Raw genomic sequence first — 24,501 nt, forward strand, 5'->3', positions numbered from 1 at the left:
GAAACATCAGCCGAAAGTCGGAAAGGTGCATTCGCACCGCGGTATTTTCTTGCTGATTCCATCTCCGCTCTTGCATCGCTGCAACACTTTTCGCGCGTTCGAAACGTTGGTCGCGTTCATCGCTTGTATTTCACATCGCACCGGCTCAAGATCATTTTCGAAAGCAATACTCCGGCATGTGAACCGGCTGAGGGGCAGGCCATATGGACGAGCTGATCGGGCGGCTGGCAACAAACGCCAGCATAGATAGTGCTGTCGCTGAAAAGACTGTCGGCATTATCCTGGGTTTCCTCCGCAGCGAGGGTCCTTCCGACAGCGTGCAGGCCCTGATCGACCAGATTCCCGGTGCGGAAGCCGTGATCGAGACGTCCGGGAGCGGCGGCGGACTGTCGCGGCTGATGGGCGGTGGCCTGATGGCCGTCGGCTCACGCCTGATGGGCCTCGGACTCGGCATGTCGGAGATTCAAAACATCGCCCGTGAACTTTTTCGCTTCGGCCGAGACAAAATCGGAGCCGATCAGATGGGCAAGATCATCGCGGGGACGCCGGGCCTCAGCCAATTCGCCTGAAGCTTTCGCATTTCATATCGAGAATCATGACATATCCCATCTCCGAGATTGAGGGCCTGTCGGCCTTTGCCGCCAACAAGTTGAAGGCGCAGGGAATCCGCACCACCGACGCGCTGCTCGAGGCTGCCGGCACCGTGAAAGGCCGCAAGGCGCTGTCTGCCAAGACCGGCATCAGCGAGCAGCTGCTGCTCGAATGGGCCAACGTCTCTGACTACATGCGCATCCCCGGCATGGGCCGGGCCAAGGTCGGCCTGGTCCGCGCTGCCGGCGTCACCACGGTGCGCGAGCTCGCTTATCGGAATCCGGCAAGGCTCGCGCAGAGCATGCGGGACGCGAACGAGAAGAAGAAGCTCCTCCGCATCCTGCCTTCCGAGAAGTCGGTCGGCGAGATCATCGCCAAGGCGAAGAAGCTGCCGCCGAAGATTACGTATTAGCCACACACTCTCTCCGTCGTACCCCGCGAAGGGGTATCCAGTACGCCGCGCCTCCTCCACATTGTCGCAATGCCTCGGAGTATTGGATTGCCCGCTTTCGCGGGCAATGACACGAGGGGTTGGTCTTGAACTCCCCCTCCCCGACCGCTAAAGCCACCCGCATGAGCGCCTCGCCCTCCCCATCCGTCCCGCCGGCCGGCTCGGCCGGGGCCGACGTGCTGCGGACGCTGTTGGAACGGCCGCTTCCGGCGGTGATGGGGGTGCTCAACGTCACCCCGGATTCCTTCTCTGACGGCGGCGCGTTCATCGCGCCCGAGCAGGCCTTGGAGCGTGCCCGGACGATGATCGCTGATGGCGTCGACATCATCGATATCGGCGCGGAGTCCACCCGGCCCTACAAGGGCGCCCAGCCGGTCACAGCGGAACGCGAGCTCGCCCGGCTGAAGCCGGTGCTGGCTGGCGTCGTGGCGCTTGGCGCGCCCGTCTCGATCGACAGCATGAAGGCGGAGGTGGTGGCGTTCGCGCTCGACCAGGGCGCGGCGATCGTCAACGACGTCTGGGGCCTGCAACGCGACGCCGCCATGGCACCGCTGGTCGCGGCTAAAGGCGTTCCGGTCATCGTGATGCACAACCGCGACAATGCCGACCCCACCATCGACATCGTCACGGACATGAAAACCTTCTTCCTGCGCTCGCTGGATATCGCGGCCAAGGCTGGTATCGCGCGGGACAAAATCGTACTCGATCCCGGCATCGGCTTCGGCAAGACGGCCGAGCAGAGCATGATCGCGCTGGCGCGGCTGCGCGAACTCGACATGTTCGGCCTGCCGATCCTGGTCGGCGCCTCGCGCAAGCGCTTCATCGCCGCGGTGTCGCCGTCGGAGCCGAAAGAGCGACTCGCCGGATCGATCGCCGCGCACGTCATCGCCGCGCAGCGCGGCGCAAAAATCATTCGGACCCATGACGTCGCCGAAACCTTGCAGGCCCTGCGTGTAGCAGCAGCAATCGAGAGCAAGCCATGACCGATACGATCTTCGTCACCGGCCTGTCGATCCACGCGCGCCACGGCGTCATGGATCACGAAACCGAAGTCGGCCAGCGCTTCGTCATCGATCTCGAACTCTATACCGACCTGTCGGAGCCTTCGCGCAGCGACCGGCTCGCCGATACCGTGTCCTACGCCGAAGTGGTGGCGACCACCACGGCGGCGTTCAAGAACACCAATTACAAGCTCTTGGAGCGCGCCGCCGGCGCGGTGGCCGATGCCATCCTGTCGCATTTCCCGCGCATCCGCGCCGTGAAGATCACCGTGCACAAGCCGCATGCGCCGATCGCCGCGATCTTCGACGACGTCGGCATCATGCTGACGCGCTCGCGGCATCCATAAGATGGCGAGCGTCTTGATCGCATTCGGCGGAAATGTCGGCGATGTCCGCGCGACATTCCGCAAGGCGATCGCGCATATCTGCGGCATGGCGCAAGCCGCGCTGATCGCGCGCTCGTCCGACTATGCAACGCCGCCCTGGGGCGATGAGGACCAGGAGCCCTTCATCAACGCGTGCATCGAGATCGAGACCAGCCTTGATCCGCATGCACTGCTGTTCGTGCTCCAGAAGATCGAGCAGAAATTCGGCCGCACGCGGGACAAGGAGCGGCGCTGGGGCCCGCGCACGCTCGATCTCGATATGATTGCCTATGACAATGTCAGCTTGCAGAAGCCCGATCTGACCCTGCCGCATCCGCGCCTGTTCGAGCGCGCCTTCGTGCTGGTGCCGCTGGCCGAAATCGCGCCCGACCGCCTCATATCAGGCGTTCGTGTGCGTGACGGGCTCGCCAGCGTCTCGACGCAAGGCATTGAGCGGCTTCCGGATACCGGTTAACCAAAAACAACCGTTTGCAGGGGCGGTCCGCCGTGGCAATTTCGCCTGCGAATAACAAGATTTCGGGAGCCCCTCGCCGCATGACCTCCGTGACTGACGACCTGCCGCTGGCGGCGGATTTCCCCAAGGCGACGATCGAAGACTGGCGCAAGCTGGTTGACGGCGTGCTGAAGGGCGCGCCGTTCGAGAAGCTGGTCGGCAAGACCTATGATGGCCTGAAGATCGAGCCGCTCTACCCACGCGCCAAGGGCCTTGCGCCCGTGGTGGGCCGGCCGCCAGCTGCGCCCTGGCAGATCATGCAGCGGATCGACCATCCCGATGCGGCTGCCGCGAATGCGCAGGCGCTGACCGATCTCGAGAACGGCGCGACGGGGCTCGCGCTGGTGTTCGCCGGCGGCAGCGGCGCCCACGGCTTCGGCCTGGAACCGTCAGCCGATGCGGTCGCAAGAGTCTTGAAGGACATCCATCTCGATGCCGGCATCGGCCTCGAGCTTCAGATCGGTCCGCAATCGCGGATGGCCGCGATCCATGTCGCGGAATATGTGAAGAGCGCAGGCTTCGATCCCGCCGCCTGCAACATCCGCTTCGGGCTTGATCCGCTCGCGGCCGGCGCGGTGTGGGGCCACAGCCCCTATACTTGGGAGGAGATCGTTCCAGCCATCACCGGCGCCATCAAGGGTCTCGCTGGGCTCGGCTTCAAGGGGCCATTCGCCTCCGCCGACGGACGCGTGATCCACGATGCCGGCGGTTCGGAAGTGCAGGAGCTTGCCTTCGTGCTCGCCTGCGGCGTTGCCTATCTGCGCGCGATCGAAAATGCCGGCATTGCGCTGCAGCAGGCGCAGGACATGGTCTATGCGCGGCTTTCCGCCGATGCCGACCAGTTCCTGACCATGGCCAAATTCCGCGCGCTGCGGCTGCTGTGGGCGCGCATCGAGCAGGCCTGTGGCCTGACGCCGAAACCGCTGTTCATCGCTGCCGACACGGCCTGGCGCATGCTGACGCAGCGCGACCCTTACGTGAACATGCTGCGCGCGACCATCGCGACCTTTGCGGCCGGGCTTGCCGGCGCCAACGCGATCACCGTGTTGCCGCATACGCTGGCGCTCGGACTGCCCGATCCGTTCGCACGACGCGTGGCGCGCAACACGCAAGCCCTGCTGCTGGAAGAAAGCAATCTCGCCAAGGTCAGCGATCCCGCGGCGGGCGCCGGCGGCATCGAGACGCTGACCGCGCAGCTCTGCGAGGCCGCTTGGGCGCTGTTCCAGGAGAGCGAGAGAGCCGGCGGCGCCTTTGCCGCGCTTCAGCAGGGTATTTTTCAAAGTAAAGTAGCGGCTACGCGAAAGGCGCGCGAGGCCAACATCGCAAAACGCCGAGACGTGCTGACCGGCGCCAGCGAGTTTCCGAACCTGCATGAGAGCGAGACGGCCGTGCTGAAGGTGACGCCAATCGCGCTTCCGCCTTACGGTGAGCAAAAATACAAATTCGATGCACTGTCGCCGATCCGGCTGGCGGAACCGTTCGAGGCGTTGCGTGACAAGTCGGATGCCGCGTTGAAAGCACGTGGCGCCCGGCCAAAGGTGTTCCTGGCCAATCTCGGCACGCCCGCCGATTTCACCGCGCGGGCGACGTTTGCCAAGAGCTTCTTCGAGGCTGGCGGCATCCAGGCCCTCGACAGCGAGGGTTTTGCCGATCCGTCCAAGCTTGCTACCGCGTTCAAGGCCTCCGGCGCGGAGCTTGCCTGCCTCTGTTCCAGCGACAAGGTCTATGCCGGTCACGCGGAACCCGCCGCCCGGGCCCTGCAAACGGCCGGCGCCCGACATATCTATCTGGCAGGCCGCCCGACCGATGCCGAGGCGGCGCTGCGTGCGGCCGGCGTCACCGGTTTCGTCTTCGCCGGAGGCGATGCGCTTGCGACGCTGCAAGACGCCTACCGGCGGATGGAGCAGCCATGACCGAAACCAGCAAAACCGTTCTCACCGGCGGCTGCCAATGCGGGGCCGTGCGCTTTCGAGTCACGACGGCACCGACCAAGGTCTCGATCTGCCACTGCCGGATGTGCCAGAAGGCGGCTGGCGCCCCGTTCGCCTCCTTCGCCGACATCAACAAGACGGACTTTGCCTGGACCAAGGGACGGCCGTCGTTCTTCCGCTCCTCCTCCATCGCCGAGCGCGGCTTTTGCGCCGCCTGCGGCACGCCGCTGAGCTTTGGCCGCATCGACGGCGACCGGATCGAGATCATGACAGGCACGTTCGACCGCCCCGACCACGTTGTCCCAACGCGGCAGTTCGGCACCGAATCTCGCCTCGGCTGGGTAGTCGGCATCTCCAATTTGCCGAGCCAGACCACCCAGCAGAATTACGGACCGGAGAAGATGGCGACCATCGTCAGCTATCAGCATCCGGATCATGATTGAGGCCGTCCGGTGTTTCAGCTGCTCGGACAAAGCTTGCTAGGTCTCGCAGAATGGAAGTTTGTCGAGCTTTTCGCGCGCTTGCCGCGGAGCGGGACTTGAGCGATGACTGAGAGCCGGCTGGATGATCCGGTCTACAAGAAGAATGTGCAAAGGCTGATCGAGCATCATCGCAGCTTTGAGGATTCCAAGAGATGAGCCGCATTCCCAATTTCGCCGATGTCGCCTTCGAGCGGACCGCAACCACAGCGCCATTAGGCAGCGCCGAGCCGTGGCTGACGCCCGAGGGCATTCTCGTAAAACCCGCTTATGGCGAGGCCGATCTTGCCGGCCTCGATTTCCTCGAGACCTATCCCGGCATCGCGCCCTTTCTGCGCGGTCCCTACCCGACCATGTATGTCAACCAGCCCTGGACCATCAGGCAATATGCCGGCTTCTCCACGGCAGAGGATTCCAACGCGTTCTATCGCCGTAATCTCGCCGCTGGACAGAAGGGCCTCTCGGTCGCCTTCGATCTCGCCACGCATCGCGGCTATGACAGCGATCATCCGCGCGTCGGCGGCGACGTCGGCATGGCCGGCGTCGCGATCGATTCCATCTACGACATGCGCACGCTGTTCGCAGGGATTCCGCTCGATCAGATGAGCGTGTCCATGACCATGAACGGCGCGGTACTGCCGATCCTGGCGCTCTATGTCGCGGCCGCCGAGGAACAGGGCGTGCCGCCGGAAAAACTCTCGGGCACCATTCAGAACGACATTCTGAAAGAATTCATGGTGCGTAACACCTATATCTATCCGCCCGCGCCATCGATGCGGATCATTTCGGACATCTTCGCCTACACCTCCACGAGGATGCCGAAATACAACTCGATCTCGATCTCCGGCTATCACATGCAGGAGGCCGGTGCGACGCAGGACCTCGAGCTCGCCTACACGCTCGCCGATGGCGTCGAATATCTGCGTGCCGGACTCGCTGCAGGCCTCGACGTCGACCGCTTCGCGCCGCGCCTGTCGTTCTTCTGGGCGATCGGCATGAACTTCTTCATGGAGGTCGCCAAGCTGCGCGCCGCGCGCCTGCTCTGGGCGAAGCTGCTGAAGCCATTCAATCCGAAAGACCCGCGCTCGCTGTCGCTGCGCACGCATAGCCAGACCTCAGGCTGGTCGCTGACCGCTCAGGACGTCTTCAACAACGTCATGCGTACCACGGTGGAGGCGATGGCGGCCACCCAAGGCCATACCCAGTCGCTGCACACCAACGCGCTCGACGAAGCGCTGGCGCTGCCGACCGATTTCTCGGCGCGCATCGCTCGCAACACCCAGCTCTTCCTCCAACAGGAGAGCGGCACCACGCGCATCATCGATCCCTGGGGCGGCTCGTATTATGTCGAGCGGCTCACGCGCGACCTCGCCGCCAAGGCCTGGAGCCACATCCAGGAGGTCGAGGAGCTCGGCGGCATGGCCAAGGCGATCGAGGCGGGCGTGCCGAAACTGCGCATCGAGGAAGCCTCGGCCAAGACACAGGCCCGCATCGATGCCGGCAAGCAGGCCGTGATCGGCGTTAACAAGTACAAGCCGACCGATGAGGCGCCGATCGAGATCCTCAAAGTCGACAACAGCAATGTCCGCCGCTTGCAGATCGACAAGCTGACGCGGCTGAAATCCGAGCGCAATCAGAAGGACGTCGATGCCGCCCTCGCCGCGCTGACGCGCTCGGCCAGAGAAGGCAACGGCAATCTGCTCGCGCTCGCCATCGACGCGGCGCGCGCCAAGGCGACCGTCGGCGAGATTTCGGAGGCGATGGAGAAGGTGTTCGGCCGGCATCGCGCCGAGATCAAGTCCATCACCGGCGTCTACAAGCGGGAGGCCTCCAGCATGGGAAACCAGGTCGAGAAGGTTCAGGCGCTGATCGACGCCTTCGAGGAGGCGGAAGGCCGCCGCCCGCGCATCCTGGTGGCCAAGATCGGCCAGGACGGCCATGACCGCGGCCAGAAGGTGATCGCGTCAGCCTTCGCCGACATCGGCTTCGACGTCGACATCGGGCCGCTGTTCGCGACCGCCGACGAAGCTGCGCGGCAGGCGGTCGAGAACGACGTGCACATCCTCGGCGTCTCCTCGCTCGCCGCCGCCCACCTCACGGCGGTGCCGGAACTGAAGGCCGCGCTGAAGAAGCAGGGCCGCGACGACATCATGATCATCGTCGGCGGCGTAGTGCCGCCGCAGGATTACGACGCGCTGTACGCGGCCGGCGCCGAAGCCATCTTCCCGCCGGGCACCGTGATCGCCGATGCGGCGGAGGAACTGATCCGCAAGCTGAACGTCCGGCTTGGGCATAGCGAGGCGGCGGAGTAGTGATGGACTGGTCGTGCGCCCGGCCAGGTTGTGTCCATGACACCTGACGAAATCATTGCTGCAATACGCAAGAACGCGGATGCCATCAAAGGCAAGGGCGTATCGAAGCTCTCCATCTTCAGCTCGCACGTCCGCGACGATTATCGTCGATATAAACGGGATAGTTGTTGAAGTCGCGAATTAGCGACCAGACTTCGTCCAGCGGGTGATCCAGCACCGTGCTGTAATAGGCTTGGGTCATGGCTTGCCTTTGGCACTTGTTGCGCGCTGAGGTTGGCGACTTGCGCCGGCAAAACCCACCCGATTTCCGACTGCCCGTCCGATGGTTTCACACAAACGGCGATCTCGCTGGTAGCGCTACCTTGCGGCGCCGCCGCAAAGCCGACTAGAATGCCGCCGTTGACAAGAGCGCTCGACGTCGCGGGCGCCGCTGGGAGGCATTCAATGTCCAAGATCACCCGCCGCGCCTTTGCGGCCTCGTCTGCCGCGGTCGCGGCATCCGCCGCTTTCGGGTTCAAGCCGGCACTCGCACAAGCCTATCCGGCGCGTCCGGTCACCGTGATCGTGCCTTGGGGCGCGGGCGGCGGCACCGATGCGACCGCGCGCATCGTCGCGGCGCTGCTGGAGAAGGATCTCGGCCAACCCTTCAACGTGGTCAACCGCACCGGCGGCTCCGGCGTCGTCGGCCATAGCGCGATCGCGAGCGCGCAGCCCGACGGCTACACGATCGGCATGCTCACGGTCGAAATCTCGATGATGCACTGGCAAGGCCTCACCGAGCTGACGCCAAAGAGCTACACGCCGCTGGCGCTGATGAACGAGGATCCGCCCGGCATCCAGGTCTCCTCCTCCTCGCCCTACAAGACGGTCAAGGAGCTCGCCGACGCGATCAAGGCGGCGCCTCCGGGCAAGTTCAAGGCTTCGGGCACCGGCCAGGGCGGCATCTGGCATCTGGCGCTGGTCGGCTGGATGCAGGCGATGGGCCTGCCTGCCAACCAGGTCGCCTGGGTGCCGTCAAATGGCGCAGCGCCCGCGATGCAGGATCTCGCCGCCGGTGGCCTCGACCTGACCACCTGCTCGGTGCCGGAAGCGCGCGCCATCATCGAGGCTGGCAAGGCCAGGAGCCTTGCCATCATGGCGCCGGCGCGCAACCCGATCTTCAAGGACGTGCCGACATTGAAGGAGGCGATGGGCATCGACTACGCGACCGGTGCCTGGCGCGGCATCGGCGCCCCGAAGAACCTGCCGCCGGAGATCGCAACGAAGCTGACCGCAGCGCTGAAGAAGGTCTACGACTCAGCCGAGTTCAAGGACTTCATGAGCAATCGCGGCTTCGGCACCGTGTGGGGCGATGCCGCCCATTTCGCCGCCTTCATGGACAAGGGCGACGCCCAGATGGGCGAGGCGATGAAGGCGGCGGGCCTGAGCAAGGCGTGATTTTCACCTCTCCGCGCGAGCGGCAGGGCTGTCGCATATGAAGAACGTGGCGAGTAGCTCGCTTGCAGCCCATCCTTCGAGACGCCTGCCTACGGCGGGCCCTCAGGATGAGGTCGCGTTTTGCGGCGAGATATCAAACCCTCATGGTGAAGAGCCCGCGAAAGCGGGCGTCTCGAACCATGCAGGCCGAGCAGCTTCATCATATGCGCTAGCCCAACCCACGCGGGGAGAGGGAGTGCACTTCTCATAGGACTCTCCCATGCGTCTTCCCGACTCCGTCACGGGATCGTTTCTCGTCGCACTCGGCGCGGCCGCCGCCTATGGCGGTTGGATCTTGCCGCCGGTGCCGGGCCAGCCGGTCGGCCCCAACGTGTTTCCGCTGGTGATCGGCACCGGGCTCGCCCTGTGCGGGCTCGCGATCGTGTTCGGCATCGGCCATTCCTTCGAGGAGGAGGAAGAGCTGGTCCCGCTCGAGAACGGTCAGGCCGCCAGCCCGCCGCCGCAGGGCAAGCTCTACGGCCTTCGCGCCTTGCTGCCGCCGGCGCTGCTGCTGTTCTACGTCTTTGCCGCCGACCGGCTCGGCTTCATCCTCGCTGCCGCGATCATGGTCTACGTGACCTCGACCGCGTTGGGGGCGAAGTGGAAGCTGGCGCTGCCGCTCGCGGCGCTCTCGCCATTCGCCATTCACCTCATTTTCGGCAAGCTGTTGCGCGTGCCGCTGCCTGCCGGCCTGCTGCCGACGCCCTGGTAATCCCATGCTGAAAACCCTGATTGATGCGTTCGCACTGATCTCGACCTGGGAGGTCATCATCGCGATGTTCGCGGCCTCCGTGTACGGGCTCGTGATCGGCTCGCTGCCGGGCCTGTCGGCGACGATGGCGACCGCCCTGCTCGTCCCCGTCACCTTTTACCTGTCGCCGATCGCGGCGATTGCGACCATCGTCGCGGCGTCCTCGATGGCGATCTTCTCCGGCGACATTCCCGGCGCGCTGCTGCGCATTCCCGGCACGCCGGCTTCCGCCGCCTATGCCGACGAAGCCTATGCCATGACCCGCAAGGGCCAGGCCGAGCTCGCGCTCGGGGCCGGCGTCTGGTTCTCCGCGGTCGGCGGCATCGCCGGCGTGCTGTCGCTGATGATCCTGGCGCCGCCGCTCGCCGAGATCGCGCTGTCGTTCTCGACGTTCGAATATTTCTGGCTGGCGCTGCTCGGCCTGATGTGTGCCACTTTGGTCGCGCGCTCCTCGCCCGTGAAGGCGATCGCCGGCATGTTCATCGGCCTGCTGGTCTCCTGCATCGGCATCGAGAATCCCGGCGGCGTCCCGCGCTTCACCTTCGGCCTCACCGATCTGTTCGGCGGCATCGAACCGATCCCGGCGCTGGTCGGCGTGTTCGCGGTGGCGCAGGTGATGCGCGCGATGCTGACGCCCGAGCCGCCACCGCTGCCGCGACGAAAATTCGGAAGCATCATGGCCGGCCAGTGGAAGCTGACCAAGAAGTATCATTGGCAGATGACGCGCGGGAATATCGTCGGCATCATCATCGGCGTGCTGCCCGGCGCCGGCGCCGACATGGCCGCCTGGGTCTCCTACGCGATGTCGAAGCGCTTCTCGAAGGAGCCTGAAAAGTTCGGCACCGGTCACGTCGAAGGCCTGGTCGAGGCCGGAGCCAGCAACAACGCCAGCATCGCCTCCGGCTGGGTGCCATCGCTGCTGTTCGGCATCCCCGGCGACACCATCGCCGCGATCGCGATCGGCGTGCTCTACATGAAGGGACTCAATCCCGGCCCGACGCTGTTCACCGAGAAGGCGTCGAGCATGTACGCGATCTATCTGATGTTCATCATCGCGAACATCATGATGATCCCGCTCGGCATCGCCATGATCCGGGTCGCGGCCTACATCCTGCTGGCGCCACGCTCCACCGTGATGCCGATCATCATGCTGTGCTGCGCGGTCGGCTCGTTCGCGATCGGCAACAACATGTTTGGCGTCGTCACCGTCGCCGCCTTCGGCGTGATCGGCTATATCATGGAAGCGAACGGCTATCCCGTGGCAGCCATGGTGCTCGGCATCGTCATGGGCACCATGGTCGAGCAGGCTTTCGTCACCTCGTTGATCAAGTCGGACGGAAGCATCCTGCCGTTCTTCGAGCGCCCAGTCGCGGCGATCCTCGCCGCGATGGCAATCGGCGCCCTGCTGTGGCCGGTAATGGTGTGGGTGTGGCGCAAGATGAAACCGCCCCAGGCGGCGGCGGCAACATCCCGGTGATTTGCAGGCGAGCGCCCTCGCCTGCCCAGCCGGGCCGTTGTAAAGCAGGGCATGACTGAGAAGAAGGCCTCGCCGGACACCCAATCCCTCGCCCGCGACGTGCGCGCCGGCAGCCGCGCGGCGCTGGCGCGGGCTATCACGCTGGTGGAGAGCCGGCGCTCCGACCATCAGGCGCTGGCGCGCGAACTGGTGCAGATGCTGCTGCCCGACACCGGCAAGGCGGTGCGCGTCGGCATCACCGGCTCTCCGGGCGTCGGCAAGTCCACCACGATCGACGCGCTCGGCACGTATCTGATCGAACAAGGCCACAAGGTCGCAGTGCTCGCGGTCGATCCGTCCTCAGCGCGCAGCGGCGGCTCGATCCTCGGCGACAAGACCCGGATGGCGCGGCTGTCGGCCTCCACCGATGCCTTCATCCGCCCCTCGCCGTCTTCGGGCACGCTCGGGGGCGTCGCGGCCAAGACACGCGAGGCAATGCTGATTTGCGAAGCCGCAGGCTTCGGCGTCGTGCTGGTCGAGACCGTCGGCATCGGCCAATCCGAGACGGCGGTCTGCGACATGACCGATTTCTTCCTCGCACTTATGCTGCCGGGCGGCGGCGACGAACTGCAAGGGATCAAGAAGGGCCTGGTCGAGCTCGCCGACATGATCGCCATCAACAAGGCCGACGGCGACAACCTCAAGCGCGCCAAGATCACGGCCGCTGACTACCGCGGCGCGCTGCACATCCTCGCGCCGCGGTCCGAGCATTGGCACCCACCGGTCGAGACCTATTCGGCGCTCACCGGCGACGGAATCGCGAGAATTTGGCAGAGGATCCTTGATCACCGCAAGGCGATGAGCGCATCCGGCGAGTTTGCCGCGCGGCGGCGCGATCAGCAGGTGAAATGGATGTGGTCGATGCTGGAGCAGCGCATGCTGGCGCGGCTGCGCAGCGAGGCGTCGGTGCGGACCAAGGTCCGGAAGATCGAGGCCGAGGTCGCCGACGGCCATCTCACGCCGGCCCTCGCCGCGGAGCAGATGCTGGAGTTGCTGCAATGAGCGAAAGGCTCCGCATTCTCCTCACCGGCTTCGGGCCGTTTCCCGGCGCGCCGTTTAACCCGACCCAGCCGCTGATAGCGCGGCTGGCGCAGCTGCGCCGCCCGGCGCTCGATAATGTTGCGATCGCAAGCCACATCTTCCCGGTCACCTATGCTGCGGTCGACCGGCAATTGCCTGACGTGCTCGCGAAGGTGAAGCCGGATGCACTTCTGATGTTCGGCCTCGCCGCACGCACGCCTTACTTGCGCATCGAGACCCGCGCCCGCAATGCGGTCACCATGCTCTGGCCGGATGCCGCCAACACCCGCTCGAGCAAGCGCGGCATCGCCGGCGATGCGGACGCGATGACGTTCGGTCCGCACACCGCAAGGCTGCTGCGCGCCGCACGCCTCACCGGCATCGATGCGCGCGCCTCGCGCGATGCCGGCGCCTACCTCTGCAACTATCTGAGCTGGCGCGCGATCGAGAATGTGAGAGCGGGCGGGCCCAGGCTTGCGGCGTTCATCCACATCCCGCTGCTCGCGCGCAGCGGCGCGGTGCGCCGCAAGGGCGCACCCCGGATCACGCTGGAGGAACTGGTGGATGCGGGCGAAGCGATGCTGATGGAGATGGTGCGATTGGCGCGGAAGGAACGGAACACGCTGGGGCCGTAACCCCTACCGCACCTTGCTTACGTAAACATTTAACCCTACCGCGAACAATCCTCACGCCACCGGCCGTCCTGAGCTACCTAGTCCCCGCGGACACGTCCCGCGTCCGCCGGAGGACGCGTCATGGACCTCAATCGCCGTCACCTCATCGGAGCCTCGACCGCGGGCATCGCCGGCGCGCTCGCCGTGCCGGCCGATGCTGCGCGCGCGGCGCCGCTGACGTCCCTGCTCGGCCGCGACGCCACGCAATACGGTGTGCGGCCCGGCGCCAGCGAGGACCAGACCCGCGCGCTCCAACGTGCGATCGATGAGAGCGCGCGGACGCAGATGCCGCTCGCCTTGCCGCCCGGCATCTACCGCACTGGACTATTACGGCTACCGAGCGGCGCGCAGCTGATCGGCGTGCGCGGTGCGACGAAATTCGTCTTCACTGGGGGCGCGTCGGCGATCCAGAGCGACGGCGCTGACTCCATCGGCCTCACCGGCATCACGTTCGATGGTGGCAACATTCCGCTGCCGACGCGGCGCGGCCTGATCCACGTCCTCGGCGGCCGCGACGTCCGCATCACCGATTGCATGATGATCGGCTCCGGCGGCAGCGGCATTTGGCTCGAGCAGGTCTCAGGCGACATCTCCGGTAACATCTTCTCCAATGTCGCAGTGACGGCGGTCGTCTCGTTCGATGCCCGGGGCCTCAGCGTCTCCCGCAACACCATCACCGGCACCAACGATAACGGCATCGAGATCCTGCGCACCGCGATCGGCGACGACGGCACGCTGGTCGCTGACAACCGCATCGAGGACATCAAGGCCGGCCCCGGCGGCTCCGGCCAGTACGGCAACGCCATCAATGCCTTTCGCGCCGGCAACGTGATCGTGCGCGGCAACCGCATCAGGAATTGCGATTACTCCGCCGTGCGTGGCAACTCCGCCTCGAACATCCATATCACCGGCAACAGCGTCAGCGACGTGCGCGAGGTCGCGCTCTATTCGGAGTTCGCGTTCGAGGCCGCGGTGATTGCCAACAACATTGTCGATGGCGCCGCCGTCGGTGTCTCCGTCTGCAATTTCAACGAGGGTGGCCGCATCGCCGTGGTCCAGGGCAACATCATCCGCAACCTGATCCCGAAACGGCCGATCGGCACCGCGCCGGACGACGATGCCGGCGTCGGCATTTATATCGAGGCGGATTCCTCGGTGACCGGCAACGTGATCGAGAACGCGCCGTCCTACGGCATCGTCGCGGGCTGGGGCAAGTATCTGCGCGACGTCGCCATCACCGGCAACGTGATCCGCAAGGCGCTGGCAGGCATCGGCGTCTCCGTGATGCCCGGTGCCGGCACCGCGCTCGTCAACAACAACATGATCTCGGAGACCCCGCGCGGCGCCGTGGTCGGGCTGGACCACGCGCGCGCCGTGACGTCCGACCTGTCAGCCGACGGTGCGCAGCGGTTCGCGCAGGTGGTGGTCGGCGGGAATGCGGTGCGGCGTTAGAACGCGTTGCGCAGCAGCGGGTATTTGGCCTCCAGGCCATCGAGGCTGAAGGTGAATTCGACGACGCGCTCGGGGGCGGCGACGATTTCGGCGGGAGGTGGGGAGAATTGCGGCAGTAGCGTTGCCGCCGTGGCCGGCGCCATAACGGCAGGTGCCGTGCGCGATGCCATCGCGGGTGGCGCGGAGAGCGGTGCGATCGGGGCTTCGGTAACGTCGGCGAGAACGTCCGGCGTGGGATCGAGCCTGACCGGCACCGCGGTCTCGGGCGCGATGTGGACGGCCTTCGGCTGCACGGTCTGCGCCTGTTGGTCGCGCGGAAATACGCGCGGCATCGTTGCCGGCGACCAGCCGAAGGCGGGCGTCACGCTGGCGGCTGCCGCAGCGACGTCCGCGCCCGTTGCAAGGGCGCGCCAGGTCTGGACCGCACGCTTGGCCTCCTGGATATTTTCGAGAAATGCGATCTCGGAGTGGTAGCGGCGCCAGCGTCCGGTCTCGAACATTTCGGAGAGATGTTGCAGCCGCTGCTCCGCGAGAGCGCACCAGCGTGCCGCAATGTCGCGGCTAACGGCCACGTCGCGAACGACTTCTTGGCGATGTGTCATGAACCAGCCCGTCAGGAGAAAACACGGACGCGGGGACGCAACGCACACGAATCAATTTAGACGCGACATGATTATTTTGTGGAAAAGTTTTGACTTGTCCAGCAACGACACCGCGTCCGCCATCGAGCACCGTAATCGTGCGGAGATTTGCTATGTTTTCGAGTCAAGCTTCGCACAAGCATGACCGGCTTGCGGCGTGCCGCGCGAGCGACGCGGCGGACGCGGGTGCGGTCCTTCAACCGGAAGCTGAACGATCGCGAGGCTTTAAAATGGATGCCCACAAAGAAAAGACCCGTCCGGGGGGACAACCGGACGGGTCGAGCCATATGGGCGCTTGGGGTGGATGGGCGCTCGCGCCTGATATGACCGATGGGGAGGGATGACCGCTCCCACATAATTTGGTCGTGGCAGCTGGCTGAACGTTCAACGCGGCATTCGCTTTTTTGACCTTCGGCGGGCGCGCGCGTCTTGTCGCAGCCGCTACCGCGGCGCCGGCCTATCCGCCTGAGAAATCGCGGATTTTTCGTCTGCGCTCGACAACGAGGGTTGCTCGATGGCGCGGATGCCGGGCTCGTCGGGACGCTTCCCGGCATCTTCACGTTTTGTTGTACCGGATGCCGCCGCAACCGGCGTCGCACTGTCGGCCGGAACGGCCATGACCGCGGCAAACGCATCGGCCTCGCCGTCGCCGAACAGATCATCACGGCCGGGTGAACCGAGGTCGCGCGCGGTCTTCGCCAGCGTCGTGCGCAGCGCTTCCGGCTTCAAGGCATGGTTGCGCTCGAGCAGCAGCGCCGCGACGCCGGAGACATAGGCGGCGGAGAAGGAGGTTCCGGACGTCATCTGGTATTTGCCGTCAGGCGCCGGCAGGAAGATGTCGACGCCGGGAGCTGCGACCGCGATGTAGTTGCCGCGATTGGAGGCGGTGAACAGCCGGTCCTGCTGGTCGGTCGCACTGACCGCGATCACGTTGGGATTGGCGGCGGGATAGAGCGGCGGCGATTTGGCCCCGGCATTGCCGGCGGCCGCGATCAGCACGAGGCCACGCGCGGCGCTCGCGGCGATGGCCCGCTCGATCAGGGCGTCCTTGGGGCCCGCAAAGCTCATATTGACGATCTGCGCGCCGTGCTCGGCAGCATAGTTCAGCGAGCGCAGGATGATGTAGGACGAGCTCTCGGCCCCGCCCGCAGGGCCGCCGAAGGCGCGGATCGCGATGATGCGCGCCTCGGGCGCGCTGCCCATCAGCCGGCCATGCGCGACGATGGCACCCGCGATGCCAGTGCCGTGAACATGCGGTCCCTCGGTGGTGCCGAGCGCATCGAAATTGTCGGCGATGGAATCAGCGAGTTCGGGATGGCTGGCGTCGATCCCGGAATCGATCACGGCAACCGTGACGTTGGCGCCGTGCGCCAGCGTATGCGCCTGCGGCAGGCGGAGCTTTGTCAGTGCATATTGCGCAGGATCGCCTTCGGTCGGCCCCGACGGTTTCTGGTCCTGGAGCACATAACGGAAGTTCGGCTGAAGCGAGCGCACACTGCCCTCGGCCGCGAGTTCGCGCCGCACCGTCTCGTATGCCCGGCCATCGGTGATGCGGAACAGGCCGAAAGTGGCGCCGATCAGCGGGAAATTCTCGGAGGCAACGCGCGTCAAGCCGTGGCGACGGGCGAGTTCGTCGGCCTCGGCCGGCGAGAGCGCACCGTCGATCTCGGCGATGAGCTCCTTGGCGAAGCTGCGCGAGGTGACCGCGGCCGGCGTGCTGTTGCCACGCCCCTTGCCGGCGCTCTTCTTGACTGATTTTCCACCGCCCTCGCCGCCTGCGTTCGGCTGCGCCAGGCATTCGCCCCCGGCATCGCGATAGGGTGCGGTGCAGGCCGGATAGAGGTTCGGCGAATAGCGCGCATAGGGCATTACCGGCGTCGGCCGTATGCGGGACGACGTGGTGTGGGGGATGGCCGCGATCGTCCGCGGGCCGCGGCCGACGCTGACCGCGCGCGCCGCGACACCGGGGCTTACACGCGGGGCAATGCTCGGAGAGATGGTCGGCGTGCGCGAGGGAACGCTGATCGTGGGCGTACGCATGATCGCCTGCGCCTGCGCAACCTCGACGCCGAGACAGGCTGTGAGCAGCAGCGCGGCTCCGACCGACGAAACGTAGGCCCCGGCGTGTACCCTGCTCTCCGACTGGCGCGTCATCGGTTCAGCGGCGCGGTCAGGGGGTCGCGACGGCCAGATTGACGAACTTCTCGCGCTGCATCTTGCCGAGCAGCGAGGCGAGCTCGTCCTGGCTCATCGCCTTGTTGAATTGGAGGCGGAACATGCCGCCCTTGGCTCCGTCGATGATCGACGCCTGATAGCTGTCGAGCAGCGCGGTGATGTCGGCGATGCGCGCCTCGGGAGTGAAGCGCACCAGCGCACGCGCCGGCGCGGCCGTGCTTCCAAGCTCGCGTGTGATCGGCGCGCTGGTCGAGAGCGAAGCCGTCTGGAAGGTCGCCGGCTGGTTCTTGATCAGCACGGCGCCGATGATTCCGGCTTGCAGCACGAGCGCGACGGCGCCGAGGCTCGCCGACCAGGCCAGCGTCCGCGGCGACAAGCTCGCGAAGAAGGTCGAAATGCGCGCCGACAGCGGCAGCGAACCGGTCGCCCGCGCCGGCTCGGCATCGATCGCGGCGAACAGCTTCTGCAGCGCGCGCGCGGACGGAGCCCCCAGGCTCTCGTTCAGATGGATGGTCTCTTCGTACTCGCCGCGGATCGCGGCATATTGCTTCGCGAGCTCCGGATCGCGCGCCAGGGCTTCCTCGACGCGGCGGGCATCGCGCGCGTTCAGCGTGCCGGCGGCGTGCCAGGGCAGCAGCAGTTCAATTTCACTGGGCTCTTGCTCCAGCATCTTCTTGCTCAACGCCATCATGGCCAGCCTCGCTCAACGCCGGCTGCCTTCAGCAGTTCGGCCAATTTCTTGCGCGCATAGAACAAGCGCGTCTTCACAGTGTTCTCCGGTATCCCGACGATCTCGGCCACTTCTTCCACGGACTTCTCGTGGTAGTAGACGAGATCGACGATTTCCCGGTGTTCCGGCGAGAGACCCGTCAGACACTCCCGCAACGCCTCACTGGTATCCTTCTTCTGCACCAGCGTTTCTGGATCGTCGGACGTATCCTCGATCGCGTTGGCGGCCTCTTCGTCCAACTCAAAATCCTTCCTGCGCCGAAGCGCAGACAGGGCCTTGAATCGGGTGATTGCCAGCAGCCAGGTGGAAACGGCGGATCGACCCTCGAACTTGCCGGCTTGACGCCAGACGTCGAGAAACACCTCGCTGATGAGGTCTTCCGCCGCCTGCTCGTTCCGCACGAGCCTGAGCCCGAACCTGTAAACCCTGACATGGTGCCGCCCGTACAGCACCTGCATGGCGAGCCGGTCGCCTTGAGCGATCCTGGCGATGAGGACCTCGTCCGAAGCCGCCTGTGTCACGCTCAAAGGCCGTCTCGCAAGATTGGTCGGGTCGATGCGGCGGACGGTTCGACCGAAAAGGCGAAATTCTTCAACTTACCGCAGTCATACGCGAGCCTGTGTGATCTACCCCACATACGTGCATTCTTCATATTCGCCCGTGGCGGTCGGCCATTTCGGTCCAGATCGGTAGCATAGTACTGAAATATGTCCTCAGCAGAAAGCCGGTCCAGCACAGCCAGCGCGGCCAAGTCTGGATCCATAGCAGTTCTGCACGCCATATGTCTCACGACCCCCCGTTTTGGCTCGACCGCATCGCCCTGCCTCATCGCCGGCAGATGTCCCTGCCACCGATGTTCCATGACCGGAACGCCCCACACGGATTCGGTTCCGAAGGATACCAAACCTAAAGGCTTGCCACGTAGATTTTTGGGCTGACATCCACCATCGGCAGGATAATGAACACGGCCGCGACGTCCTTTCCGGAGAGGAATGCCGCTGAAGTCGCGGATCTCGTCTTCGCGCGCGAAGCGGCGGCTCCGGAAGTCGTGGCGCGCCGGGCCCGGCAGCGCCGCCAGATGTATATCGGCCAGGTCGCGAGCTACTCGCTCGGGGCCTCGGTCCTGCTGCTGTACGCCTATGACGGCGCGATCTCCATGGGCGTGCCGTCGCTGTTTTGGCTCGGCGGCCTCCTGATCATCGGTACGTTCACCGTGCTGTCGGAAGCCGGCTTCGGTGATCGGTTCGAAGATCATTACCTCACCGTCTTCCAGATATCTGCGCATACGGCGCTGCAAGTGGTGTTCCTGCTCGCGGTACCGACGGTCGGGGTCGCCTTCCTTGCCGTGCTGTTTCTGATCTTCGCGTTTGGTACGCTGCGGATGACGTCGAGCCAGGCGATGGTCACCTGGGGTCTTACCACCTGCGGGCTCGTCGTGGTCTTTCTGGGCTCGGACCTGCCGATCGGCCTGCCGGTTACGACCCGGTTGCAGCGGACCGCCTCGATGCTGTGCTTCGTGCTGGTGATCGGCCAGTGCGCCACCCTCGGCCTGTTTGGCGCAACGCTGCGCAAGATCCTGTACCGGCGCAGCATCGAGCTGAAGGCCGCCTATCAGCGCATCGAGGAGCTGGCCGAGCTCGACGAACTCACTGGCTCCTACAATCGCCGCTGCATCATGCGGCTTCTCGACACCGCGATCGAAGAGTCACGGCAGGCATCAACGCCTTGCGCGATCGCGCTGATCGATCTCGACTGGTTCAAGCGCATCAACGATGCCCACGGCCATCCCATCGGCGACGAGGTGCTGCGCACCTTCGCCATCACCATTTTTGCCAACATCGGCCCGGCCGACTGCTTCGGCCGCTACGGCGGCGAGGAATTTCTGCTGCTGCTGCCCGGAGCGGATGGCGGGGCGGCATCGCGCATGCTCGACCGCTTGCGCCAAATCGTCGCCGATCTCGACTGGAATGCATTTTCTCCGGGCATGCGCGTGACCATTTCCGCGGGCGTCGTGACGCTGCGCGACAACGATACTGCCGACACGTTTCTCGTGCGCGCCGACCGCGCGCTCTATTCCGCCAAGGCGCAAGGGCGCAACCGCGTTATAACGGACTGACCAATTCATTTTTTTCCGACGCGTGAGAAGACGGCGCCGGACCGAACGCTCCAGGACAGGGCCATGAGATCGAAATCCGCAACGTCATCCGAGAACCTGCTCGAGGAATTGCAGGCGGCGCTCTCCCACGGCACCGTTGCGCGCCGGGTCGAGACGCTGCGCCGCGTCACCGATCTCTTCGTGGGCAACGCGGTGGATTATTCCGACGACCACGTCCGCGTGTTCGACGACGTGTTCCAGTGCCTGATCGAGCAGATCGAGGTTTCGGCCAGGGCGCTGCTCGCTGACCGCCTCGCACCGATCGCGTCCGCGCCGCCCAAGATCATCCGTACGCTCGCGCTCGACGAGGTGATCGAAGTCTCCGGCCCCGTGCTGTCGAAATCGGAACGGCTGGACGAAGCGACACTGATCGAGATCGCGCGAAGCAGAGGCCAGGCGCATCTCAAGGCGATCTCGCTGCGGCGGGTGCTATCGGAGGCGTTGACCGACGTGTTGGTGACGCGCGGCAACGAGGACGTGGTGCAGTCGACCGTCAGCAATCCGGGCGCGCGCCTGTCGGAGGGAAGTCTCACCGACCTCGTCAACCGCGCCGAACGCGACGATGACCTCGCCACCTGCATCGGTCTGCGACCCGACCTGCCGCGTCATCACTATTTGAAGCTGATTGCAAAGGCTTCCTTGAGCGTGCGCAAGAAGTTAGAGGCCGCACACCCCGGGCTCGCGGAGGAAGTGTCGAGCGTCGTCCAGGAAGCCGCCCAGCGGGTCCGCGCCGCCGCCACGACCAGGCAGACCGAGACGGCGCGCGCGCTGGTGAAGTCGCTGCACGAGGACGGTCGCCTCAACGAATTTCAGGTCAGCACTTTCGCCGAGCAGGGCAAGTTCGACGAGACCAATGCGGGACTCGCAGCACTCGCGGGCGTCGCGATCGAGACCGCCGAGACCATAATGATCGACAGCCGGACCGAGGGCGTGATGATCCTCGCCAAGATCGCGGGCATGTCATGGTCGAGCGTGCGCGCCATCATCGCCATGCGCGAGAAGCTCTCCGGCGGCTCGCAGACTGACACGCTGACGCGGCGCGACACCTACGAGGCCCTGCGCTCATCGACCGCGCAGCAGGTACTGCGGTTTTACCGCATGCAGCAGAGCACGACGCCGGCGTCGTGAAGCCCGGCGCGCTAGTACCGCAGGACTTTCGAGCCCACTGCCGCGCCGATCGCGGTCACCACCGCGGTCGCGAGCGTGTACCAGGTCGCGACGAACAGCGGAGAATCGTCGGTGCAGTGCGAAGCGTAGAGCGTCGCGGCCAGCCCGGCAGACAACAGCCCGGCGAGCGCGCCGGCGAGCGCCGGGCGCGACGGCGCACCGTGGCGCAGGCCGAACAGCGCTCCCGCAAGCAGCGGCAGCGCCATCGCGGGGATCGCAAACAGGCACACCCTGGAGTTCTTGCCCATCAAGCGCATCGTCATCGGCATGGCCGGCGCCATCATCGCCTCACTGCCGATCGCCACAGCAAGCAGTCCGACGGGAAGCAGCAAGAGCCAGCCCCAGCCGCGCAGCAGGGCTTCGGGACGCGACAGATGCAGGCTGACGATGATGGCGGGAATCGCGAGCGACAGCGTCACCGCGAACTTCATGTCGAAGAACGGGTTGCGCATCGCACTCATCATGTCCGGACGCACACCGAGGAACGTCGCGAAGATCAGGATCGACAGCGGCGCGGCCACCAGCAGTGCCATGGTCAGGACGGTGCCGACGCGCGGCGCGCGATGAACGTTGTCGGCCGCGAGCGAGCGAATGAGTTGATCGGTATCCATGCCTAGTGGTCCCGCAGTTTGGCAGTCAGTGCAGCAAGTCCACGATGCAGCGCAACCCGCACCGCACCTTCGCTCATCGCAAACTTTGCCGCCGTATCCTTGATCGAGGCGGCCTCGACCGCGATCGACTGCAAAACGTCGCGCTGGCGCTGCGGCAGGGTGCTCAGCTGGGCGGCGACCTCGCCCACCGAAGCCGTCTCCTGCGGCGCCGCGCCCGGCAGCGTCTCGGCGAAATCGTCGATGTTGACGAAGACGCGCCTGCCGCGCCGCCGCAGCGTATCGATCAGCTTGTTGCGGGCGATCGCGAACAGCCAAGGCGCGAAGGGGGCTTCGCTATCCCAGGTGTGCCGCTTCAGATGCACCGCCAACAAAATCTCCTGCACGATATCCTCGGCTTGGTCGGGAGACTGGCCTGCCCGCGCCAGCCCACGTCTTGCAGCAGCGCGCAGCACCGGCGTAACCGCCTTCAACAGGCGATGATACGCCGCATTATCGCCCGCCATGGCCGACCGCATCAGGCCGGTCCATTCATCCTCACGTCCGCGCACGCGCGCCCCTCACCATGCAATTCGGCCGCTCTTTCAATTTGTTACCCCTGCGCCCGCGTGATCACGAACTCGTGATCGACGCCGAGCCTCCTCTCCGCTGCGGCCGTAAGAGCCCGCGACGCCTCATAACACCTATCAATCCGGCCCGCATCCGGCGGCCGGCGGCGAGGGGCGGTTTGCCCCGTTTTCGCCCTGTGGAGCCCGAAGAATCCCATTTTCTGCCCCGCTGTCGTCACGCCCCAGGGTCTCTGTTCGTTCTTGGGACGGGCGGAATTGGGGAGATCGTCAACATGATCAAAGCCAGCGGGCGCGCGGCCCTGATCCTTGTGGCCGGGCTTTTCTTGGTGTTTGGCGGCGTTGCACAGGCGGCGCCGAACTCAGCCGAAAGCAGCAAATCCGACAGCGCAGGCAATCAGGCCGACGCGGCCAAGCCGAGCAAGCAGCGGCACCATGAGTCGCGCCGCGCCAGCAGCAAGACGGCGCAAAAGACCGACAAGAAGGACGCTGCGGCAAATACCTCCGAGGCCAAGGCCGGCATCGACGGGAGGGCCTCAAGCCAGATGCCGCCGGAAGTCGCCAACGCGCATGCGCAGCTCACCGCCACCGATATGCCGACCGCTGCTGCGGCCACTGCGATGACGGGCCGTGCCAACGACAACGTCCAGGCGGCGGCGGCCGATGACACCGCCAATAACACCGCGGCCGAGACCCAGGTGGTGGCCCCCGATCAGCTCAACGACATCGACCGCGCCGTGCAACAGGACAACCCGCCGGCGCAGAAGGCCGTGGTCGCTGCAACCGAAGCGCAGCCGCGCCCCACGCCGGTGATGGCAAGCAGCCAGCAGAGCTCGGCCTGGGACCAGAGCTCCCTGATCGGCAAGATCTTCATCGGTGTCGGCACGTTTCTGACGCTGGCCTCAGCTGCGCGCATGTTCATGGCCTGACCGTCAGTTCCGCCAGGACGCACGGCCCCGCGAGTCCTGCGTCCGGCCCCTTGAAGCCCACCGCGCCAGCGGGCACATTGCCCACCCAATCAGAAGCGTGGGTGGACCATGAGCACGTTCGAACACATCATCGTCGAAAGCAAAGGCGCGGTCGGCATCATCAAGCTGAATCGGCCGAAGATGCTCAACGCGCTCTCTTTCGGCGTCTTCCGCGAGATTGCGGCCGCCGTCGACGATCTCGAGGCCGATGAGGCCATCGGCTGCATCGTCGTGACCGGCAGCGAGAAGGCCTTTGCCGCCGGCGCAGACATCAAGGAGATGCAGCCGAAAGGCTTCATCGACATGTTCTCCGAGGATTTTGCCGCGATCGGCGGCGACCGCGTCGCGCGCTGCCGCAAGCCGACCATTGCGGCAGTCGCGGGTTATGCGCTCGGCGGCGGCTGCGAGCTCGCCATGATGTGCGACTTCATCATCGCCGCCGATACCGCCAAGTTCGGCCAGCCCGAGATCACGCTCGGCACCATTCCAGGCATCGGCGGCACCCAGCGCCTGACGCGCGCAATCGGCAAATCGAAGGCGATGGACCTCTGCCTCACCGGCCGCATGATGGATGCGGCGGAGGCTGAGCGCGGAGGCCTCGTCAGCCGCATCGTGCCGGCCGACAAGCTGATGGACGAGGTGATGGCGGCAGCCGAGAAGATCGTGGCCATGTCGCGCCCTGCCGCCGCGATGGCCAAGGAAGCGGTGAACCGCGCCTTCGAGACCACGCTCGCCGAGGGTATGAGCGTCGAACGCAACCTGTTCCACGCGACTTTCGCGCTGGAAGACCGCTCCGAGGGCATGGCCGCGTTCATCGAGAAGCGCAAGCCGGTGAACAAGAACCGGTGAGGGACAAGTCCATCAGGCTGGTGTAAGGCTCTGCCGCGTTCTCGCCGAAACCCTGTGACGAAGCTGCAACAAGCACGGATTTCATGGGGGTTTTCCCCGCGGCAGTTTG

25 protein-coding genes are annotated in these 24,501 nt (G+C 65.4%); 18 read left to right on the top strand and 7 right to left on the bottom strand.

What is annotated here, in order from left to right; all coding sequences use genetic code 11:
- Positions 1-203 precede the first annotated feature (203 nt).
- From IVA92_RS00065 to scpA, 8 genes are all read left to right on the top strand, one after another.
- The gene (locus tag IVA92_RS00065) at positions 204-569 is read left to right on the top strand and encodes a DUF2267 domain-containing protein (protein ID WP_247276651.1); all 366 of its coding nucleotides are present in this window, start codon (positions 204-206) and stop codon (positions 567-569) included.
- A gap of 26 nt (positions 570-595) precedes the next feature.
- A complete protein-coding gene (locus IVA92_RS00070; RefSeq protein WP_247276652.1) occupies positions 596-1,003 on the top strand; it encodes a DUF4332 domain-containing protein in 408 nt (135 codons plus the stop codon).
- 161 nt (positions 1,004-1,164) lie between these two features.
- Positions 1,165-2,025 carry a dihydropteroate synthase gene (gene folP, locus IVA92_RS00075; RefSeq protein WP_247276689.1) on the top strand — a complete coding sequence of 287 codons (861 nt, stop codon included), beginning with the start codon at positions 1,165-1,167 and terminating at the stop codon, positions 2,023-2,025.
- Complete coding sequence (gene folB, locus IVA92_RS00080; protein ID WP_008553485.1) at positions 2,022-2,390, top strand: dihydroneopterin aldolase; 369 nt, start codon at positions 2,022-2,024, stop codon at positions 2,388-2,390. Before folP ends, folB begins: the two co-directional genes overlap by 4 nt.
- Position 2,391: 1 nt before the next feature.
- Positions 2,392-2,883, top strand: coding sequence for a 2-amino-4-hydroxy-6-hydroxymethyldihydropteridine diphosphokinase (folK, locus tag IVA92_RS00085; protein WP_247276653.1), 492 nt, complete (start codon positions 2,392-2,394; stop codon positions 2,881-2,883).
- 80 nt (positions 2,884-2,963) lie between these two features.
- On the top strand, positions 2,964-4,835 hold the full coding sequence (locus tag IVA92_RS00090) for a methylmalonyl-CoA mutase family protein (protein WP_247276654.1): 1,872 nt from the start codon (positions 2,964-2,966) through the stop codon (positions 4,833-4,835).
- Complete coding sequence (locus IVA92_RS00095) at positions 4,832-5,296, top strand: GFA family protein (RefSeq protein WP_247276655.1); 465 nt, start codon at positions 4,832-4,834, stop codon at positions 5,294-5,296. The genes IVA92_RS00090 and IVA92_RS00095 overlap by 4 nt, the downstream gene beginning before the upstream one ends.
- Positions 5,297-5,487: 191 nt before the next feature.
- Complete coding sequence (gene scpA / locus IVA92_RS00100) at positions 5,488-7,644, top strand: methylmalonyl-CoA mutase (protein WP_247276656.1); 2,157 nt, start codon at positions 5,488-5,490, stop codon at positions 7,642-7,644.
- 118 nt (positions 7,645-7,762) lie between these two features.
- On the opposite strand, the gene IVA92_RS35710 is transcribed toward scpA, so the two are convergent.
- Positions 7,763-7,885, bottom strand: a complete 123-nt coding sequence (locus IVA92_RS35710; protein ID WP_256464535.1) for a hypothetical protein — start codon at positions 7,883-7,885, stop codon at positions 7,763-7,765.
- 203 nt (positions 7,886-8,088) lie between these two features.
- Here IVA92_RS35710 and IVA92_RS00105 point away from each other — a divergent pair, with 203 nt between their 5' ends.
- The 6 genes from IVA92_RS00105 to IVA92_RS00130 all read left to right on the top strand — a co-directional run bounded on the left by IVA92_RS00105 (position 8,089) and on the right by IVA92_RS00130 (position 14,533).
- Entirely contained in the window at positions 8,089-9,081 is a 993-nt protein-coding gene (locus IVA92_RS00105; RefSeq protein ID WP_247276657.1) for a tripartite tricarboxylate transporter substrate binding protein, read from the top strand.
- Between the two features lie 259 nt (positions 9,082-9,340).
- Positions 9,341-9,832 carry a tripartite tricarboxylate transporter TctB family protein gene (locus tag IVA92_RS00110; RefSeq protein WP_247276658.1) on the top strand — a complete coding sequence of 164 codons (492 nt, stop codon included), beginning with the start codon at positions 9,341-9,343 and terminating at the stop codon, positions 9,830-9,832.
- Positions 9,833-9,836: 4 nt separating this feature from the next.
- On the top strand, positions 9,837-11,348 hold the full coding sequence (locus tag IVA92_RS00115) for a tripartite tricarboxylate transporter permease (RefSeq protein ID WP_247276659.1): 1,512 nt from the start codon (positions 9,837-9,839) through the stop codon (positions 11,346-11,348).
- 51 nt (positions 11,349-11,399) lie between these two features.
- On the top strand, positions 11,400-12,389 hold the full coding sequence (gene meaB, locus IVA92_RS00120; RefSeq protein ID WP_247276660.1) for a methylmalonyl Co-A mutase-associated GTPase MeaB: 990 nt from the start codon (positions 11,400-11,402) through the stop codon (positions 12,387-12,389).
- Complete coding sequence (locus IVA92_RS00125) at positions 12,386-13,042, top strand: pyroglutamyl-peptidase I (RefSeq protein WP_247276661.1); 657 nt, start codon at positions 12,386-12,388, stop codon at positions 13,040-13,042. Before meaB ends, IVA92_RS00125 begins: the two co-directional genes overlap by 4 nt.
- 120 nt (positions 13,043-13,162) lie before the next feature.
- Positions 13,163-14,533 carry a TIGR03808 family TAT-translocated repetitive protein gene (locus IVA92_RS00130; RefSeq protein ID WP_247276662.1) on the top strand — a complete coding sequence of 457 codons (1,371 nt, stop codon included), beginning with the start codon at positions 13,163-13,165 and terminating at the stop codon, positions 14,531-14,533.
- Here IVA92_RS00130 and IVA92_RS00135 read toward each other — a convergent pair.
- The 4 genes from IVA92_RS00135 to IVA92_RS00150 form a co-directional block, all read right to left on the bottom strand.
- On the bottom strand, positions 14,530-15,105 hold the full coding sequence (locus IVA92_RS00135; protein ID WP_247276690.1) for a TIGR03809 family protein: 576 nt from the start codon (positions 15,103-15,105) through the stop codon (positions 14,530-14,532). The genes IVA92_RS00130 and IVA92_RS00135 overlap by 4 nt on opposite strands.
- A 510-nt stretch (positions 15,106-15,615) precedes the next feature.
- Positions 15,616-17,328: a S8 family serine peptidase gene (locus IVA92_RS00140; RefSeq protein WP_247276663.1), complete on the bottom strand. Its 1,713-nt coding sequence runs from the start codon at positions 17,326-17,328 to the stop codon at positions 15,616-15,618.
- A 16-nt stretch (positions 17,329-17,344) separates the two neighbouring features.
- The gene (locus tag IVA92_RS00145) at positions 17,345-18,040 is read right to left on the bottom strand and encodes a hypothetical protein (RefSeq protein WP_247276664.1); all 696 of its coding nucleotides are present in this window, start codon (positions 18,038-18,040) and stop codon (positions 17,345-17,347) included.
- Positions 18,037-18,606 (bottom strand): sigma-70 family RNA polymerase sigma factor, encoded by a 570-nt coding sequence (locus IVA92_RS00150; RefSeq protein WP_247276665.1) that lies wholly within the window; start codon positions 18,604-18,606, stop codon positions 18,037-18,039. The genes IVA92_RS00145 and IVA92_RS00150 overlap by 4 nt, the downstream gene beginning before the upstream one ends.
- 431 nt (positions 18,607-19,037) lie before the next feature.
- Between IVA92_RS00150 and IVA92_RS00155 the strand changes: the two genes are divergently transcribed.
- A complete protein-coding gene (locus tag IVA92_RS00155; protein WP_247276666.1) occupies positions 19,038-20,195 on the top strand; it encodes a GGDEF domain-containing protein in 1,158 nt (385 codons plus the stop codon).
- A gap of 63 nt (positions 20,196-20,258) precedes the next feature.
- Positions 20,259-21,362: a DUF2336 domain-containing protein gene (locus IVA92_RS00160; RefSeq protein WP_247276667.1), complete on the top strand. Its 1,104-nt coding sequence runs from the start codon at positions 20,259-20,261 to the stop codon at positions 21,360-21,362.
- Between the two features lie 11 nt (positions 21,363-21,373).
- Here IVA92_RS00160 and IVA92_RS00165 read toward each other — a convergent pair whose 3' ends face one another.
- Positions 21,374-22,012 carry a DUF1109 domain-containing protein gene (locus IVA92_RS00165; RefSeq protein WP_247276668.1) on the bottom strand — a complete coding sequence of 213 codons (639 nt, stop codon included), beginning with the start codon at positions 22,010-22,012 and terminating at the stop codon, positions 21,374-21,376.
- Positions 22,013-22,014: 2 nt separating this feature from the next.
- Positions 22,015-22,560 carry a sigma-70 family RNA polymerase sigma factor gene (locus IVA92_RS00170; protein WP_247276669.1) on the bottom strand — a complete coding sequence of 182 codons (546 nt, stop codon included), beginning with the start codon at positions 22,558-22,560 and terminating at the stop codon, positions 22,015-22,017.
- Positions 22,561-22,850: 290 nt separating this feature from the next.
- Here IVA92_RS00170 and IVA92_RS00175 point away from each other — a divergent pair, with 290 nt between their 5' ends.
- Complete coding sequence (locus tag IVA92_RS00175; RefSeq protein ID WP_247276670.1) at positions 22,851-23,504, top strand: hypothetical protein; 654 nt, start codon at positions 22,851-22,853, stop codon at positions 23,502-23,504.
- A 108-nt stretch (positions 23,505-23,612) separates the two neighbouring features.
- Positions 23,613-24,392, top strand: a complete 780-nt coding sequence (locus IVA92_RS00180) for an enoyl-CoA hydratase (protein WP_247276671.1) — start codon at positions 23,613-23,615, stop codon at positions 24,390-24,392.
- Positions 24,393-24,501: the final 109 nt, after the last annotated feature.

It is taken from the genome of Bradyrhizobium sp. 154, from assembly GCF_023073875.1.
Lineage (GTDB): Bacteria > Pseudomonadota > Alphaproteobacteria > Rhizobiales > Xanthobacteraceae > Bradyrhizobium.

Coding starts and splice junctions, on each gene's coding strand:
- IVA92_RS00180 (WP_247276671.1), top strand. CDS start 23,613: ATGAGCACGTTCGAACACATCATCGTCGAAAGCAAAGGCGCGGTCGGC.
- folP (WP_247276689.1), top strand. CDS start 1,165: ATGAGCGCCTCGCCCTCCCCATCCGTCCCGCCGGCCGGCTCGGCCGGG.
- IVA92_RS35710 (WP_256464535.1), bottom strand. CDS start 7,885: ATGACCCAAGCCTATTACAGCACGGTGCTGGATCACCCGCTGGACGAA.
- IVA92_RS00160 (WP_247276667.1), top strand. CDS start 20,259: ATGAGATCGAAATCCGCAACGTCATCCGAGAACCTGCTCGAGGAATTG.
- folK (WP_247276653.1), top strand. CDS start 2,392: ATGGCGAGCGTCTTGATCGCATTCGGCGGAAATGTCGGCGATGTCCGC.
- IVA92_RS00155 (WP_247276666.1), top strand. CDS start 19,038: ATGAACACGGCCGCGACGTCCTTTCCGGAGAGGAATGCCGCTGAAGTC.
- IVA92_RS00175 (WP_247276670.1), top strand. CDS start 22,851: ATGATCAAAGCCAGCGGGCGCGCGGCCCTGATCCTTGTGGCCGGGCTT.
- IVA92_RS00115 (WP_247276659.1), top strand. CDS start 9,837: ATGCTGAAAACCCTGATTGATGCGTTCGCACTGATCTCGACCTGGGAG.
- IVA92_RS00145 (WP_247276664.1), bottom strand. CDS start 18,040: ATGATGGCGTTGAGCAAGAAGATGCTGGAGCAAGAGCCCAGTGAAATT.
- IVA92_RS00130 (WP_247276662.1), top strand. CDS start 13,163: ATGGACCTCAATCGCCGTCACCTCATCGGAGCCTCGACCGCGGGCATC.
- IVA92_RS00140 (WP_247276663.1), bottom strand. CDS start 17,328: ATGACGCGCCAGTCGGAGAGCAGGGTACACGCCGGGGCCTACGTTTCG.
- IVA92_RS00065 (WP_247276651.1), top strand. CDS start 204: ATGGACGAGCTGATCGGGCGGCTGGCAACAAACGCCAGCATAGATAGT.
- IVA92_RS00070 (WP_247276652.1), top strand. CDS start 596: ATGACATATCCCATCTCCGAGATTGAGGGCCTGTCGGCCTTTGCCGCC.
- folB (WP_008553485.1), top strand. CDS start 2,022: ATGACCGATACGATCTTCGTCACCGGCCTGTCGATCCACGCGCGCCAC.
- scpA (WP_247276656.1), top strand. CDS start 5,488: ATGAGCCGCATTCCCAATTTCGCCGATGTCGCCTTCGAGCGGACCGCA.
- IVA92_RS00165 (WP_247276668.1), bottom strand. CDS start 22,012: ATGGATACCGATCAACTCATTCGCTCGCTCGCGGCCGACAACGTTCAT.
- meaB (WP_247276660.1), top strand. CDS start 11,400: ATGACTGAGAAGAAGGCCTCGCCGGACACCCAATCCCTCGCCCGCGAC.
- IVA92_RS00125 (WP_247276661.1), top strand. CDS start 12,386: ATGAGCGAAAGGCTCCGCATTCTCCTCACCGGCTTCGGGCCGTTTCCC.
- IVA92_RS00095 (WP_247276655.1), top strand. CDS start 4,832: ATGACCGAAACCAGCAAAACCGTTCTCACCGGCGGCTGCCAATGCGGG.
- IVA92_RS00105 (WP_247276657.1), top strand. CDS start 8,089: ATGTCCAAGATCACCCGCCGCGCCTTTGCGGCCTCGTCTGCCGCGGTC.
- IVA92_RS00090 (WP_247276654.1), top strand. CDS start 2,964: ATGACCTCCGTGACTGACGACCTGCCGCTGGCGGCGGATTTCCCCAAG.
- IVA92_RS00110 (WP_247276658.1), top strand. CDS start 9,341: ATGCGTCTTCCCGACTCCGTCACGGGATCGTTTCTCGTCGCACTCGGC.